Below are 13,420 nucleotides of genomic sequence, written 5' to 3'. Positions count from 1 at the left end.
CTTTACAAACCGGCGTGCGGAGGCGCCCCGGGCGCGGGAAGACGATCATGCGCTTGCCCGTTCAGGTGATGAACGGACGGATGCGCCACGAGCTGCCCAACTTCACCCGTATGCAAGGCACATGGACAATCACCGAGTGCCGGCCCGCCCAACCGCCCTGTCCCGGCGGCGGTTCACGACCGCATCGGCCGCGACGGCCGCCGTCGCCGCCCTGGCGCCCACCGCCGCGACCGCCGCACCCCAACTCGCCCCGCAGCGACCGAAGTCCACCGCGGACTGGGACACCTGCCTGGCCGTCGCCCGCGCCCTGCTGCTGGTCGACGACCACGACCGGCCCCTTGCCCCCAAGTACCGGAAGATCCTCGACTCCGGGCTGCCCCGCACCGGCACCAAAACCGGGAGAAAGATCCTGGTCGTCGGCGCCGGACCCGCCGGTCTGGTCGCCGCCTGGCTGCTGAAGCGGGCCGGGCACCAGGTCACCCTCGTCGAGGCCAACGGCAACCGCGTCGGCGGCCGGATCAAGACCTTCCGCACCGGAGGGCACGAGCAGGCGGCCCAGGCCTTCGCCGACCCGGCCCAGTACGCGGAGGCCGGCGCCATGCGCATCCCCGGCAGCCATCCCCTGGTGATGAGCCTGATCGAACAACTCGGCGTCAAGCGCCGCCCGTTCCGCCTCGTCGACGTCGACGGCGCGGGCAAGCCCGTCAACAACGCCTGGCTGCACGTCAACGGCATCCGCGTGCGCCGCTCCGAGTACGCGAAGGCACCCCGCTCGATCAACCGCTCCTTCGGTGTCCCGCGCGAGCACTGGGACACCCCCTCCTCGACCATCCTGCGCCGCGCCCTGGACCCCGTACGCGACGAGTTCAGCACCGTCGGCCCGGACGGCAAGCGTGTCGACAAGCCGATGCCCGAGCGCGTCAAGGGCTGGGCGCGGGTCGTGCAGAGGTACGGCGACTGGTCGATGTACCGCTTCCTGACCGAGGAGGCGGGCTTCGACGAGCGCACCATCGATCTGATCGGCACCCTGGAGAACCTCACCTCACGGCTGCCGCTCTCCTTCATCCACAGCTTCATCAGCCAGTCCCTGATCAGCCCCGACACCGCGTTCTGGGAGCTGGTCGGCGGCACGGCCACCCTGCCGGACGCGCTGCTCAAGCAGGTCGCCGACGTCCTGCGCCTCGACCGGCGCGCGACCCACATCGAGTACTGGGCCCCCGGCCGGCCCGGCGCCGACGACACCTCCCATGTCGACGCCAAGGGCCCGCACGTCTGGATCGACACCGTCTCCGAGGGGCGCGACGGCAAGGTCGTGCGCGAGCAGTTCACCGGTGACGCGGCGATCGTGACGGTGCCCTTCTCCGGGCTGCGGCAGGTGCAGGTCAGCCCGCTGATGTCGTACAAGAAGCGGCGTGCGGTCGCCGAGCTGCACTACGACAGCGCGACCAAGGTGCTGCTCGAATTCGGCCTGCGCTGGTGGGAGTTCACCGAGGACGACTGGAAGCGGGAGCTGGATGCCGTACGGCCCGGCCTCTACGACGACTACCGCAAGGGGAAGGCGCCGGGTGATGGGAGTCTTCTCGGCGTCCATCCCTCCGTTCCGGACGGGCACATCAGCGAAGCCCAGCGGGCGCACTACGCCGCGAACCGGTGGGGCACCCGCGACCAGCCCGAGGCGGCGCACATCATTGGCGGCGGCTCGGTCTCCGACAACTCCAACCGCTTCATGATCAACCCCTCCCACCCGGTCGAGGGCAGCAAGGGCGGCGTCGTCCTGGCCTCCTACAGCTGGGCCGACGACGCCTCCCGCTGGGACTCCCTCGACGAGGACGCCCGCTACCCGCACGCGCTACGCGGCCTGCAACAGGTCTACGGCCAGCGCGTCGAGGTCTTCTACACCGGGGCCGGACGCACCCAGAGCTGGCTGCGGGATCCGTACGCGTACGGGGAGGCGTCCGTGCTGCTGCCCGGCCAGCACACGGAGCTGCTCGAGGCGATCCGCACACCCGAGGGGCCGCTGTACTTCGCCGGGGACCACACCTCGGTGAAGCCGTCCTGGATCGAGGGCGCCCTCGAATCGGGCGTGCGGGCGGCGCTGGAGGCGCACGGCGCATAGGCGCCTAGGCGGCATCCGCCTCCGCCCTGGCCCGTTCCGCGTCGGCCGGATCCCAGCCCCGGCGCGGCACGGAGGCCAGCAGGAGGCGGGTGTACGGGTCCTCGGGCGCACCGAGGACCCGGCTCGTCGGGCCCTGCTCGACGACCGTGCCCCGGCGCATCACCACCGTCTCCTCGGTGATGTGCCGGACCACGGCCAGGTCATGGCTGACGAAGACCAGGGCGACCTCCGTGTCCCGCCGGATCTCGTCCAGCAGCCGCAGGATCTGCGCCTGGATCGACACGTCCAGCGCGGCGACCGCCTCGTCCAGCACGAGGACGCGCGGATCGACGGCGAGGGCACGGGCGATGGCCAGCCGCTGGCACTGCCCGCCGGACAGTTCGTGCGGACGCGCCCCCGCCTCCCGGGCGCCCAGTCCCACCTGGTCCAGAAGGGCGGCGATCCGACCGTCGCCGGCGTCGCGGCCGTGCAGACGCAGGGAAGTGCGCAGACAGTGGCGGGCCGTCAGGCGGGGGTCGAGGGAGATGTACGGGTCCTGGAACACCATCTGTATCTCGCGGGCCCGCGCCAGCCGGTGCGCCGCCCTGCCGAAGGACGGCGGTCTCGTCGCCCGGTCCCGGCCGTCCACCGCGACCGTCCCGGCGTCCGGCCGCACCAGGCCGACCAGCATCCGGGCCACGGTGCTCTTGCCCGACCCGGACTCGCCGACGACGCCGAGCGAACCGCCGCGCGGCACGGTGAAGGAGACCCGGTCGGCGGCGGTGAGACGCTCGCCGCCCGGCAGCCGGTACGTCTTGGTCAGACCGTCGGCCACCAGCAGGGGAGCCTCCGGCCGGGTTTCGATCGCGCTCATGCGGGGCTCCTCTTGGCCAGGACGGGCTGCTCCACGGGTCCTTCGGGCAGGTCGGCGAGTCTGCGGCACGCGGCCGTACCGCCGCCCGGCAACGGCACCGGCTCCGGGATCCAGGTCCCGCACTCCGGCTCGGCGTGCGGGCAGCGCGTCGCGAACGGGCAGCCGGTGAACGTGTCGGACAGGGAGGGCGGCCGCCCGGGGATCGGCTCCAACGCCCGGTCGATGTCCTCGAGTTCGGGGGAACAGGCGAGCAGTCCGCGCGTGTACGGGTGCCGGGCGTGGGTGAAGAGACGGTCCGCTTCCTGCTGTTCGACCACGCGGCCCGCGTACATGACGTACACGCGGTCGCAGAACGCCGCCGCCAGATGAAGGTCGTGGGTGATGAACAGCATCCCGAGGTCCCGCTGTTCGCGCAGGGACCGCAGCAGGGCGAGGATCTCCGCCTGTGTGGTGACGTCCAGGGCGCTGGTGGATTCGTCGGCCAGGAGCAGCCGTGGCTCGGCGGCGAGCGCGCCGGCGATGACCACGCGCTGGAGCATGCCGCCGGACAGTTCGTGCGGGCGCTGCCCGAAGCGCCGCTCGGGCTCGGACAGGCCCACGGCGCCGAGGAGTTCGACGGCCTTGGCGCGGGCCGTGCGCCGGTCGGTGGTGCCGGTGCTGGTCAGGCGTTCGACGAGGAAGTCACCGACGCGGCGCACCGGGTTGAGGGCGGAGCGCGGGTCCTGGTGGACCATCGCGACCGTACCGGCCCGGTGGGCGCGCAGCCCGGCCCCGTCCAGCGCGAGCACGTCCGTGCCGTCGACCAGGACACGGCCGGTGACCGACGCCGCCTCGGGCAGCAGCCGTAGCACCGTCTTCGCGGTGGTGGACTTGCCCGAGCCGGACTCGCCGACGAGACCGACGGTCTCCCCGGCGCCGACCCTGAGGCTCACCTCGGCGAGCAGGGGCCGGGCCGCGCCGGGCAGGCCCAGGGTGAGGTTCTGGATGTCGAGCAGCATGGGGCGTTACCTCCTGGCGCCGAGCCGGTCGGCGGCCCAGACCCCGACCACGTTGAAGGCCACCACGACGGCGGCGATGGCGGTGCCCGGCACCAGCGCGGGCAGCAGGGCACCCTGGACGATGGCCGCCTGGCCCTCCTGCACCATCAACCCCCAGTCGGAGCTCGGCGGTTGGGAGCCGAACCCCAGATAGCTGAGGGTGGCCAGGCTCATCAGCGCCTCGCCGAACAGCACCACGAGGTACCCGACGATCGACCGGGCGAGGTTGGGCACGAGGTGTCGTACGCAGATCCGCACGCCGCCCATGCCCTGCACGCGATAGGCGTCGACGTAGGGCTTGGCCCGCTCGGTGAGCGCCACGCTGCGGGTGTACTTGGCGATCGTCGGGGCGAAGGCCAGCCCGAGGCCCAGGACGGACGTGGTGATGCCCGCCCCGAACACCGCGATGATCAGCACGACGAACAGCAGGCCGGGGAAGGCGTACATCACGTCGGTGACCCGGGACACCAGCGTGTCGACCCAGCCGCCGCGCCAGGCGGCGACCGTGCCCAGGGTGACTCCGAGCAGCGCGGCGATGGCCAGCAGCGCGAGCGGGGCGATCAGGCTGGTGCGGGCGCCGTACAGGACGCGCGAGAGCAGGTCCTGCCCGGAGGCGTCGGTGCCGAGCGGATGGTCGCCGCCCGTGCCGACCAGGGAGGCCGACAGGTCCACGGCGTCGGGGGCGTACGGCGCGAGGAGGGGCGCGAAGGCGGCGGCCAGGACCACGAGGGCGAGAAAGGCGGCCCCGGCGATCACCAGCACGGGGCGGCGGCGGACCGGCAGCCGGGCATCGACGGTTATGGCGGCGGTCATGCGGAGCTCCTCATGGCCTTCAGGCGTGGGTCGAGCAGCGGGTGCACGAGGTCCACGAGGGTGGTGACGAGGATGTAGCCGGCGACCATCAGCAGCAGCACCGCCTGGGCGACCGGGAAGTCATGGCTGTTGACCGCGCCGACCAGGAGCGAGCCGATGCCGCTGAGCCCGAAGACGGTCTCGATGGCGACCGTGCCGGCCAGCATTCCGGCGGTGACCAGGCCGCACATCGTGACGACCGGGCCGAGTGCGTTGCGCAGGACGTGCCGGCGGATGATCTGATGCTCCGGCAGCCCGGCGGCGCGGGCCACCTCCACATGGTCGGCGGCGCCCGCCTCGACCATCGCCTGCCGGGTGACCCGGGCGATGACGGCGACCGCGCCGAGCGCCATGGCCAGCGCGGGCAGGGTGAGGTGGTGCAGTGTCCCGGCGAAGCCCTCGCCGCTGCCCGTCACCGGGAACCAGCCCAGCCGCACCCCGAAGAAGGCGACCAGCGCGATGCCTCCGACGAAGGACGGCACGGACGCGGTGAGGGTGGTGGTCCCTACGACGGCCGAGTCCACCCAACTGCCGCGCCGGACCGCGGCCAGCACTCCGGCGCCCACTCCCAGTACGACGAACAGGACGGTGGCGTAGCCGACCAGTGCGAGCGTCGTCGGGAAGCGGGACGACAGCAGGTCGGAGACCTGGTCGCCGTACTGGAAGGAGCGGCCGAGGTCGAGGTGGAGGCAGTCCCACAGCCAGCGGCCGTACTGCACGACCAGCGGCTCGTCGAGGTGGTACTGCTCCCGGACCGCGGCCAGTCGCTCGGGGGTGAGCTTGTCGCGCCCGCCCGCGAGGAACACGGCGGGGTCGCCGGGAGCCGCGTACACGGCGGCGAAGATGACGAAGGACGCGGCCAGCAGGGTGGCGAGAAGTCCCGCCAGCCGTCGTCCGATCGAGGCGAACATCGGTGCTCAGCCCTTCTTCGCGCCGAGCTGCGCGGCCCAGGGGTAGTAGAGGTACGCCATCGAGGCGGGTGGCCCCGTCAGCTTGTCGTCCAGGACGAGAGCGGTCGGCATCTGGGCGACCGGGATCCACACGGCCGCGTCCGCGAACCGCCGCTGCACGTCGATGGCGAGTTCGGCGCGCTTGGCGTCGTCCAGGGTGCGCAGGCCCTCGGCTACCTTCGCGTCGTACTCCGGGCTCTTGAAGCCGACCCAGTTGTTGGCACTGTCCGACAGGCCGTTGTCGTAGAAGCCGAACGGGTCGCTCTTGGAGATGTACCAGTCGGCCACCAGGACGTCGATGTCGGCGCGGGCCTCCTTGTCGCCGTAGAACTCGCCGTACTGGGCGGCCGGGACGGTCTTGATCTGTCCCTTCAGGCCGATCTGCGTGAGCGCGGCGCGCACGGCGTTGGCGATGACCATGCGGCCCTGGCTGCTGTCGGTGCCGATGACGATGGGCTCGGCGGGGGCTTTCTTGGCGTTCTTCACCAGTTCCTTCGCCTTGGCGAGGTCTTGGGCGTCGGGCTTGGCCGGGGCGTCGGTGAGCTGCTTCTGGGCGGCGGCGAAGGCGTCCTTGGCGTAGCCCCAGGCGCCGGAGCCGACCGGGGTGGCCCAGGGCTCGACCAGGCCGCCGTAGCCGGACTTGGCGATGCCCGAGCGGTCCAGGGCGAGGGAGAGCGCCTTGCGGATGTCGGGGTCGGCGAGGCCGCCGCGCTCGGTCGGGATGAGGGCGAGGGTGGAGGTGCTGGGGCCGAAGTGCTCGTCGAGGCCCTTCTTTCCGCGCAGGGCGGCGGCGGTGCCTATGTTGTCGGCGTAGGTGCCGTCGGCGGCTCCGGTGGCGAGGGCGTTGACCATGGCGCTGTCGTCGGCCCAGCGGAAGACGACCTTGCCGGTGAGGGGCTGCTCGCCCCAGTAGTCGTCGGCGCGGGTCAGGGTGATCGAGTCGCCGGACTTCCAGCCGGACAGCTCGTACGGCCCGGAACAGGCGTCGCTCTGACCGGGGGTGCCGAAGTCCTCGCCGGCCTTCTCCACCTGCTCGCGGTTGTAGACGAGTCCGGCGTCACCGGCGAGGGCCTTGGTGAACAGGGCGTCGGGCTGCTTGAAGGTGATCGTGATCTCGTGGTCGCCGGTCTTGCGCATCGCGGAGACATTGCCGAACTCGTCCGACTGCTCCATTTCCGGCTCCGCGTGCCGCTTCAGGCTGAAGAGCACGTCGTCCGCGGTCATCCGCGATCCGTCGTGGAAGGTGACGTCGTCGCGCAGGGTGAGGACCAGGTGGGTCGCGTCGGGGCGGGCCGCCTGCCGGACCAGGGAGGGGCGTACGGACATGTCGGGCTGGAGCTGGTAGAGGCGTTCGCAGACGTTGCCGAGCACGGTGCGGCCGGCGCTGCCGCCCTGGGTGTCGAGGTCCAGTGAGTCTGGCTCGTCCTCAAGGAGCCAGTTGACGGCGGCGACGGATCCGGTGGCCCGCGCGGTGGTGGGTATGAGGGTGAGGTCGGCGGCCTCGGTGCCGCTGGTGGAGGCGCCGGTGGTGGCTCCGCTGCACGCGGTGGCCAGGGCCAGCGCACCGGCGGCCGTGATGTTTCTGAGCTTCATTGCGAGGGCTCCTGAGCGGGGAGGGTGAACACGGGAGCGGGGGGCTTGGGAGAAGGGCCGGTGACATGCCGTCAGTTCGGGGCGTGGGGGCCGTCGTAGAGGTTGAAGGGCAGATGCTGGTACTCGTGGTCGCAAGGGGTGCCGGGCGTGACGTGGTAGTCGCCGGCGGTGAGGTCGACGCAGGAGGAGACGAGGGTCGTCCAGTGCCTGACCTCGGGCTTGCGCGGGTCGGCGTGGGTGCACAGAGACTCGGGGTGGCCGAGGTGGTCCGACATCGCGTCCTTGATGAGCTTGCGCGACTCGTCGGCGCCGGTGGACTCGCGCAGCCGCCGCAGACCCGCCTCGGCGCGGGGTACGCGCACCAGGGAGTCGGCGGAGATCGGGCGGTAGCCGTCGGCCAGGGCGGCGGGGATGCCCGCCTGGTAGTGGTTGCCGTGCACCAGGAGCCCGTCGTCGGGATAGAGCCAGCCGTGGCCGGCCGGGGTGGTCTCCAGGTCGATGGCGAAGCCCTCGCGGCAGGTGAGGAGGGCGTTGCTGGCGATGTGCGCGCGGGTGCGGCACAGCACGTCGAGGGCGTCGGTGATGGACACCTGGTCCAGGACGCTGCGGCGCAGCACGGTCTGCGGCAGCCCGACCGCCTCGCCGAACCGTCCGCCCAGACCGTTGGCGTTGAGCGCGATCCCGGCCGAACTGGCGCCCTGGCGGCCGATCTGGCCCGCCTCCACCTGCATGATCAGCGTGGGCGCCGGGGGCTGGACGATCCGCAGCATGACGACGGTGTCGGCGACGCCGGCCCGCCAGTCCCAGTTCTGTCCGGCCCAGACATGGCCGTCGCCGCTGGCCGGCCCGTACGCGGCGAAGGAGGTGCAGCCCTCGGCGGGCTCCTCCTCGCGCATCCGGGCGAAGGAGTCGTCGTAGATGACCTCACCGCGGGCGTTCAGCGCGAGGACGTCGAGCAGGTCCAGGCCGGAGCCGTCCGCGATGCCCCGCATCTCCTCCAGCAGGTGCGGGGCGTACTCACGGACGGGTTTCAGCCACCGGGCGGCCCGCGCGATCACCTGCTTCCAGGTCAGTCCGGAGGACACGCCGAAGGCCTCCGTGTAGTAGCCGAGCGCGATCGCGAGCTGGGGGGCCACGGCCTCGCCGTACTGTCGTCCCCGTTCCAGGGGGGTCCCCGAGATCTCGATGACCGGCAGGCTCTGCTTCATTACGGGACTCCTCCAGGACACACCGGTGCTGTAACATCCGTTCCGAAAATTCATCTTCTTGGAACGAGATGCTCAGAGCGTAATGGCCGAAACGCGAGAGTCAATACCTGTAATGAAGAATCCAATGCCTGGTAACGCCGGACCCGGCGGACTCACACGGTTGCGCGCAGCCGTCCGTGACATGTGGGACGAACTGTCCGCGTCGGAGCGGACCGTGGCCCAGTACCTCGCCAGCGCCCCCGCGGAGCAGCTGATGTTCGCCAGCGCCCAGGAACTGGGCGCCGCCAGCGGCACCAGCAACGCCACCGTCGTCCGCGCCCTGCAACGCCTCGGATACGCCGGGCTGCCCGCCCTCAAGCGGGAACTCGCCGCCGACTTCACCTCCGCGCACGCCCCCGAGGTGCGGCTCCAGCAACGCATCGCGCATGTCGGGCAGGACCTGGAGGGCATCTGGAACGACGTCTTCGACGAGACGCAGGAGCGCATCGACCAGTGCCGGCGGCTCAACGGCACCGACTCGCTTGAGCGGGCGTTGGAGGTGCTGGCGCAGGCGCGTGAGGTCTTCTGCTACGGCGTCGCCGCCTGCGAACTCGCCGCCCGGCACCTCGCGCTGGCCCTCGGCCGCATCGGGCGCCGGGCGCGCTTCGTCGGCGAGACCGGCTTCGCCCTCGCCGATCCGCTGCTCGCGCTGGGGCAGGGCGACGCGGTCGTCGTCTTCCAGCCGGGGCGGCAGCTCGCCGAGCTGAACGTCGTCGTCGAGCGGGCACGGGCGGTCGGCGCCAGGGTCGTCTTCGTCACGGACGAGCTGGGGGAGGTCTACGAGGACCGGGTCGACGCCGTCCTCACGGCACCCCACACACCGACCGGCAACACCAACGAGGCCCTCACCGGCCTGGTCCTCGCCGACGCGCTCGTCCTCGCCCTGACCACCCTGGACGAGACCCGCGCGGTGGAGCACTCGCATCAGCTGACGGCCCTGCGGGAACAACTGCTGGCGCAGAAGGAGCCGCGCACACGCCGGAACTGACAGGGCTCCCTGGGATCGCCCTCGTATCGTCCGTTACGAGCCCCCGTACCGGCTGTTACGAGAGCCCGTATCGGCCGTTACGAGCCCTGTATCGGCTGTTCCGTCCAGATCACCTTGCCGTCCGCCGTGTACCGCGTCCCCCACCGCTCGGCGAACTGCGCCACCAGGAACAGCCCCCGGCCGCCCTCGTCGGTCGTGGCCGCGCTGCGCAGATGCGGGGCGGTGCTGCTGCCGTCGGAGACCTCGCAGATCAGGGCGCGGTCGCGGATCAGGCGGACATGGATCGGGCCGGTGGCGTGGCGCAGGGCGTTGGTGACCAGCTCGCTGAGGATCAGCTCGGTCGTGAACGCCTCCTCCGTCAGCCCCCACTCGTCGAGCGTCCGCGTGGCCACCGCACGGACCCGGGCCACGGCGGACGGGTCGTCGGGGACGTCCCATGTCGCCGTACGGTCGCCGGGGAGCAGCCGTGTGCGGGCCACGACGAGGGCGACGTCGTCGCGCGGACGCTCGGGCAGCAGCGCCTCCAGCACCGACTTGCAGGTCTCCTCCGGTGTCCGGCCGTGCGTCGGGGGCGCTGCGGCGAGCGCCCCGCGCAGCCGCTCAAGACCCTCGTCGATGTCCCGCCCCTGGTCCTCGACCAGCCCGTCCGTGTACAGCACCAGTCCGCTGCCCTCGGGCAGCCGCAGCTCGGTCGCCTCGAAGGGCAGGCTGCCGCCGAGGCCCAGCGGCGCCCCGCCGGGCACGGTCAGGAACTCGACCCGGCCGTCGGGATGCACCACGGCCGGTTCGAGGTGACCGGCCCGGGAGAGGGCGCACTGCCCGGAGGACGGGTCGTACACGGCGTACAGGCAGGTCGCGCCGGTGATGGGCGCGATCTCGCCGTCGTCCTGGCCGTCGCCCTCGTCCTGGTCGATGCGGGCCACCAACTCGTCCAGGTGGCCGAGGAGTTCGTCGGGCGGGAGGTCGAGGGTGGAGAAGTTGTTGACCGCCGTGCGCAGCCGTCCCATGGTGGCGGCCGCGTGCAGTCCGTGTCCCACGACGTCCCCGACGACGAGTGCCACCCGTGCGCCCGGCAGTGGGATGACGTCGAACCAGTCCCCGCCGACCCCGCCCTGCGCCGCCTGCGCGGGCAGATAGCGGTAGGCGACGTCGAGGGCGCTCTGCTCGGGCAGGGCCCGGGGCAGCAGGCTGCGCTGAAGGGTGACCGACAGGGTGTGCTCACGGGTGTAGCGGCGGGCGTTGTCGATGCTGACGGCGGCGCGGGCGACCAGTTCCTCGGCGAGGGAGATGTCGTCGGGCTCGAACGGCTCGGGCCGCTCGGCGCGCCAGAACGTGGCCATGCCCATGATGACGCCGCGGGCGCGCAGCGGGACCGTGAGCATGGTGTGGATGCCGAACCCCACGATTCTGCGGGCGTTCTCGGGATCCTGCTCCTGCCAGCCGGAGAACGCGGGCATGTCCGCCTCCAGCACCGACTCGCCCGTGCCGAAGCCGAAGGCCTGCGGGCTGCCCGGCACGAAGTGGATCAGCTTGCCGACCGGGTAGAGCGGGCTGCCCTCCCTCACGCCCTGGAAGGCGACCCGGCGCATGTCGGCGCGGCCCTCCTTCGGCTCCCCGCCGCGCAGCACCGGATCGGCCAGATCGACGGAGACGAAGTCCGCGAACCGCGGCACGGCGAACTCGGCCAGCTCCTGGGAGGTGCGGGTGACATCGAGGGTGGTGCCGATCTCCAGGCCCGCGTCGTACAGCAGCTTCAGCCGCTCCTGCGCGATGTCCGCCCGGCCGGTCATCGTCCGCAGCTCGGTGGTGTCGCGCAGGGTGGCCACACTGCCGGGCGGGCCGCCGTCCCGGTCGGTGGAGCGCTGGCTGACGGCCAGCAGCCGGCCCTGCGCCAGATGCACCTCGTCGGTGGCGTCCCGCCCGGAGGCGAACAGCCGGGCGAGGTCGCTGCCGATGCCCAGGGCGAGGCACGGCCGCCCCTCCGCGTCCGCCGACAGCCCCAGCAGCCGGCGCGCCTCGTCGTTGGCCAGCGCCAGCCGGCGCCGCTCGTCCATGATCAGCACGCCTTCCCGTACGGAGTGCAGGACGGCGTCGTGGTGCTCGTACATCCGTGTCATCTCGGCGGGTCCGAGCCCGTGCGTCTGCCGCAGCAGACGCCTGCTGACCAGCGCGGTCCCGGCGGTGGCGAGGGCGAGCGCGGCCGCCGCCGAGCCGAGCAGCACCGGCAGCTGGTGGTCGACGACCCCGCCCACGCTGGCCAGCGTCACACCGGCGGCCACCAGCCCGACGACCTTGCCGTCGGCGTCGGTCACCGGGACCACGGCCCGCACGGAGCGGCCGAGGGTTCCGGTGTACGTCTCCCGTACGACACCGCCGGCCGCGGCCGGGGCGATGGTGCCGACGAAGTGCTGCCCGATCCGCTCGGGGTTGGGGTGGGTGTAGCGGATCCCGTCCTTGGTCATCACGACGATGAAGTCCACGTCGGTGGCCTCACGTGCCGCCTCGGCGCGTGGCTGGAGCTCCGCGCTCGGATCCGGGGCCGCCAGCGCGTCGACGATTCCGGGCGAGTTCGCGAAGGCGTCGGCGACGGCGAGGGAGCGGTTGCCGGCCTCACGTCGGGTGTCGTTGCGCACCTGGAGCACCAGGGCCACCACCGCCGCGACGACGAGGAGCACGACGATCGCCGCCTGCAGCACGAACACCTGCCGGGCGACGGTACGCGCGCTCAACAGGGAGCGCAGGCGGCCGAGGATTCCGGCCATGCCTCATTTCTAGCACGGGGTGCTCCGGCGGGAGACCCGCAGGAAACCGCCGCGACGGCGTCAGCGCTCCGGGTCCGGAGCGGGCTGCGTGTGTTCGGGCTTCGTGAAGAGGATGTCGCGGGCCTGCTCCGCGGCGCGCAACATGCTCTCGCCGACGAAGTCCACGAAGCGGGCGATGTTCTCCAGGCGGACCGCGGCCGGGGTGCCGGGGCCGAGGACGGCGATGCCCTGCCGCGCCGTCTCGGCGAGCTGGGCCTGGGACCGGGCGGCGGCGATCATGCCCTGGAACCAGAGCTCGTTGTCGACGAGATAGCGGTCGCGGCGGCGTTCGTCGCGCTCCCGGCGGATGAGGTCCAGTCCTTCGAGGAACGTCGTCGCCTTGGAGATGGACGCCGGGCTGACCTGGAGGCGCTGGGCCAGCTCGGACGCGGTCAGGCTGCCCGCGTCGGTGGTGTAGAGACAGGCCAGCACCCGGGCCGTCATCTTGGGCAGCCCCTGCTGCATGAAGAGGGTCGTGAACGTCTCCACGTACTCGCGCACCGCCTCGGAGTCCCGCCCATGGGCCTGCGGGGGCGCCTTCGGGTCCCGGGGCGCGGCCTGCCGACGCCGGTGGGCGCGGTGCTCGGTGGCGCGGTGGGCGAGGTCGGCGCGGTAGGCGGTGGGCCCGCCGTTGCGCATGACCTCACGGGTGACGGTCGAGGTCGGGCGGTCGAGACGTCTGGCGATCTCCGCGTAGGCGAGGCCGTCGGCCAGTCCCAGCGCGATCTGCTGCCGTTCCTGCTGGGTGAGTCTGCCTCCCGGCATCGCGGTTCTCCTTAGTGGTCCATGGAGTGCTCAGCATAGCGTTCACTCCCGAATCATTGCAACGAGTGAGATGTGTCTTGTTGCATTAGAATCAGACTCATTGCAATGAAATCTAGGCTATGAGCTGCACAGATAGAGGTGATGTGCAACGAGTGTGTTGCTGATTTCATGAACGCAACGTAGCGTTTCCAATGTCAGAAACGGAAACGAGCACAGGA

At 71.7% G+C, this 13,420-nt stretch carries 10 protein-coding genes; 2 read left to right on the top strand and 8 right to left on the bottom strand.

What is annotated here, in order from left to right; translation table 11 throughout:
* Positions 1-121 precede the first annotated feature (121 nt).
* Positions 122-2,116, top strand: coding sequence for an L-glutamate oxidase LgoX (gene lgoX, locus IE325_RS03625; protein ID WP_190068159.1), 1,995 nt, complete (start codon positions 122-124; stop codon positions 2,114-2,116).
* Between the two features lie 4 nt (positions 2,117-2,120).
* Here lgoX and IE325_RS03620 read toward each other — a convergent pair whose 3' ends face one another.
* From IE325_RS03620 to IE325_RS03595, 6 genes are all read right to left on the bottom strand, one after another.
* Complete coding sequence (locus IE325_RS03620) at positions 2,121-2,969, bottom strand: ABC transporter ATP-binding protein (RefSeq protein ID WP_190068158.1); 849 nt, start codon at positions 2,967-2,969, stop codon at positions 2,121-2,123.
* Positions 2,966-3,967 (bottom strand): ABC transporter ATP-binding protein, encoded by a 1,002-nt coding sequence (locus IE325_RS03615; protein WP_190068157.1) that lies wholly within the window; start codon positions 3,965-3,967, stop codon positions 2,966-2,968. Before IE325_RS03615 ends, IE325_RS03620 begins: the two co-directional genes overlap by 4 nt.
* A gap of 6 nt (positions 3,968-3,973) precedes the next feature.
* Entirely contained in the window at positions 3,974-4,819 is an 846-nt protein-coding gene (locus IE325_RS03610) for an ABC transporter permease (protein WP_190068156.1), read from the bottom strand.
* Positions 4,816-5,769, bottom strand: coding sequence for an ABC transporter permease (locus IE325_RS03605; protein ID WP_190068155.1), 954 nt, complete (start codon positions 5,767-5,769; stop codon positions 4,816-4,818). Before IE325_RS03605 ends, IE325_RS03610 begins: the two co-directional genes overlap by 4 nt.
* 6 nt (positions 5,770-5,775) lie before the next feature.
* Positions 5,776-7,401 (bottom strand): ABC transporter substrate-binding protein, encoded by a 1,626-nt coding sequence (locus IE325_RS03600; protein ID WP_190068154.1) that lies wholly within the window; start codon positions 7,399-7,401, stop codon positions 5,776-5,778.
* 71 nt (positions 7,402-7,472) lie between these two features.
* Entirely contained in the window at positions 7,473-8,609 is a 1,137-nt protein-coding gene (locus IE325_RS03595) for a C45 family autoproteolytic acyltransferase/hydrolase (RefSeq protein ID WP_190068153.1), read from the bottom strand.
* Positions 8,610-8,721: 112 nt separating this feature from the next.
* On the opposite strand from IE325_RS03595, the gene IE325_RS03590 reads away from it, so the two are divergent.
* Positions 8,722-9,636 carry a MurR/RpiR family transcriptional regulator gene (locus IE325_RS03590; protein ID WP_190068152.1) on the top strand — a complete coding sequence of 305 codons (915 nt, stop codon included), beginning with the start codon at positions 8,722-8,724 and terminating at the stop codon, positions 9,634-9,636.
* Positions 9,637-9,713: 77 nt separating this feature from the next.
* Here the strand turns inward: IE325_RS03590 and IE325_RS03585 are convergent, their stop codons facing one another.
* Together IE325_RS03585 and IE325_RS03580 are read right to left on the bottom strand one after the other, a co-directional pair.
* Positions 9,714-12,398 (bottom strand): SpoIIE family protein phosphatase, encoded by a 2,685-nt coding sequence (locus IE325_RS03585; RefSeq protein ID WP_190068151.1) that lies wholly within the window; start codon positions 12,396-12,398, stop codon positions 9,714-9,716.
* A gap of 60 nt (positions 12,399-12,458) precedes the next feature.
* A complete protein-coding gene (locus tag IE325_RS03580) occupies positions 12,459-13,202 on the bottom strand; it encodes a helix-turn-helix domain-containing protein (protein ID WP_190068150.1) in 744 nt (247 codons plus the stop codon).
* Positions 13,203-13,420 lie beyond the last annotated feature (218 nt).

This window comes from Streptomyces lanatus, assembly GCF_014655715.1.
Lineage (GTDB): Bacteria > Actinomycetota > Actinomycetes > Streptomycetales > Streptomycetaceae > Streptomyces > Streptomyces lanatus.
The sequence above is the reverse complement of the archived record's forward strand: the minus strand, read 5'-3'. Positions and strand labels throughout refer to the sequence as shown.